The organism is Albidovulum sp. (assembly GCF_049646345.1).
Classification (GTDB): Bacteria; Pseudomonadota; Alphaproteobacteria; order Rhodobacterales; family Rhodobacteraceae; genus Albidovulum.
Window position 1 is genome coordinate 1 of the sequence record NZ_JBARVQ010000615.1, and the last position, 2,469, is coordinate 2,469.

1 protein-coding gene and 2 pseudogenes are annotated in these 2,469 nt (G+C 57.1%); all 3 read right to left on the reverse strand.

Annotated features, from left to right (window positions below; all coding sequences use genetic code 11):
- Nucleotides 1-155: 155 nt before the first annotated feature.
- A complete protein-coding gene (locus tag WBB85_RS16105; protein WP_432639615.1) occupies nt 156-578 on the reverse strand; it encodes a Fur family transcriptional regulator in 423 nt (140 codons plus the stop codon).
- A gap of 595 nt (nt 579-1,173) precedes the next feature.
- Nucleotides 1,174-1,608: pseudogene (locus WBB85_RS16110) on the reverse strand (transposase); the annotation flags it as partial.
- Nucleotides 1,609-1,780: 172 nt separating this feature from the next.
- Nucleotides 1,781-2,029: pseudogene (locus WBB85_RS16115) on the reverse strand (helix-turn-helix domain-containing protein); the annotation flags it as partial.
- Between the last annotated feature and the right edge of the window lie 440 nt (nt 2,030-2,469).

Consider the following 2,469-nt stretch of genomic DNA (forward strand, 5'->3'; position numbering starts at 1 on the left):
CCGCTGCAAAGACGCCAACCCCGCCAATCCCCATGAACAGCAGCACCTGCCCGACAGGCATTGTTCCGGTGAGGGTCTTGATAAAGGCATCCTCGACCGAAAAGGCGGCCATGGAAAAGAGGATCAGGAGAATGCCGCGGATGTTCTCCAAGGGCTCAGTCCTGGCCCTTGGACGTCTCCGGCACGCCGAACAATTCCAGCCGGTGGCCCTTCAGCCGGTAGCCAAGCCGTCGGGCGATCTTTTCCTGCAGGGCTTCGATTTCGGGATCGACGAATTCGATCACCTCGCCCGTGGTCAGGTCGATGAGATGGTCGTGATGCGCACGTTCGGCATCCTCGTAGCGCGCGCGCCCGTCGCCGAATTCCAGCTTGTCGAGAATGCCCGCCTCGTCGAAAAGCTTCACGGTCCGGTAGACCGTCGCCAGCGAGATTTTCGGATCGACCGCACAGGCGCGGGTATAGAGCACTTCGGCATCGGGATGGTCGTCGGACGCCTCAAGAACCCGCGCGATGACCCGGCGTTGCTCGGTCAGCCTGAGGCCCTTGGCCTCACAACGTTCGATTATGGTTTGCGTCATGCGTCATGTCCGTCCCGGTCGTCTCACGGGTTTAAGGGAAATCGGGCGGGGCGAAAAGGCGGAAACGCGCGGCAGATCCTCACGCCGCCCAAAGGCCGCAATCCGGTGAATGGATGCGTCGGGTTGCTCGTTTCAGTCAGTGTGGTCGCTGCAACCGTCTTTCGCCGAACCACAATATCTGTTGCGAGCGTGTGAATGTGGGAACCAAAAGGTCGGCGGCGAATGCAATTCGTGTTCTGGTCGAAACATTGTGAAATGTGTAAGCACGCGGCATGGAAAGCAATTCGCAAGATATCCCGTCGTGGCGTTTGAGTGTTGCCCCGATGATGGATAGGACGTGTTTGTGCTTAAATTCAATGAGTTAAGCGGCGTCGTGTGCTCAATGTGGGCAACCTGAAATCGCCTTCTGGCGCGCTCTGTCGGGGATTCTGCGGTTTAACTGGTTTGATCCAATTGCGGCTCGTTTGAACGAGCAAAACTCACATTCCCCCCTAAGCCCCGCAAAAGGGGTGGTCTCCACCTTTCCCAGATGTGGCGAAAAAGTCTTAGACGGGATCAGGGTCGGTTTGGGGTAATGGCGGTGAGTAAATGTGAACCCGTACTGGCGCGTGAACTCGATCATACCAGCAACCAGACGTTCCTCGTCGGCAAGCCCCCGCGGTAATCGCCGATGCGTGGACCGGTGTTGGCCCAGGATACGGCAAACACGACGCTCAGAAACCTTCAATTTGCTGCGGACGAGGTTGATGCAAGCGCGACAACACGAGGGGCTCAGAAGTTTCCCCGTGCGGCTTCCGAAAGGATCAGCTTATCGAATGTCAAATCCGACACGGCGCGACGAAGCCGCTCGCTCTCTTTCTGGAGTCGCTTCAGTTCTTTGAAGTTCTTTGAGTTGCTCTGTACCCATTTCACCGTACGTCTTCTTCCAGCGACAATAGGTTTGTTCAGTCACACCGATCTGTATGATGGCGTCAATCCGAGGTATCCCTTGCCCCATCAGAACTTCAACTTGCCGTAACTTCACGACAATTTTTTCGTGTCTCGGTCTCTAAATGGCCGTACTTGGTCCTCCGCTTTCCTAACTATAAGGGCGGACCACTTCAAAGGGGGAGGCTCACGTATCCCCTCAAGGACTACGATTAGCCAGAAACCCTCGCATTGCAAAACAACTCATTCTGTCTCAGGGGCAGTGACGGAATACAATAGCTGGCGATCGGCACCGACAGCGCATGCGAGAGGGTCTGTAGCGTGGTCAGCGAGGGCTAGGTATTGCCGTTCTCGATCTTCGAGAGCATCCCGATGAACAGGCCCGTAGGCTGGGCCACGGTAATGCTTTGTTGTTTGCGCGCAGTGCGGACCTGCCGCCCGATGGCGACCTCAAGTACATTCTCGCGCGGGTCTTCGCAGGTGCGGTGCGGGTCTCGCGTAAGCTTGGGGGTGTGGGGCGTCATAGGCGGCGGTGTCCGGCGGCAGTTTGCGGGCACGGTAGGGCAGGATTTTCCTTTTAGGAAAAAATTTCGGCTGCCGGATAAAGGGGGCGGGCGGCGGCGGTTCCTATGAAATCATAGTAAAGTCAGATGGTTGGATTGCAGGATCACTGTTTTCGCGTGTGCTTCCTGCCAAAAGGCATTGGCTTTTCGGCATAGATTCGGACGCCCGTCCTTATGCCTTTCGGCGCGCAGACCCAGTGCCCAAAGGACCGGACCGCTTTCTAACTGTTTGGCGCATGCGCGGCGGTGCGGGGTGCTGCAGTATTGGCGGGTAATGCATTCAGGGGTGCCCGTGACACATCTTCCAGTGACACAGACCGAGGTGGTGATCGGACCGTTCCGCAGACAGATGTTTGCCGAAGGTCTCGCGGTAATGTTGCGCAGCGAGGCCAACCTGAATC

Bases quoted from the DNA above. Each gene is read 5' to 3' on its own strand.
- WBB85_RS16105 (WP_432639615.1), bottom strand. From the start codon at position 578: ATGACGCAAACCATAATCGAACGTTGTGAGGCCAAGGGCCTCAGGCTG.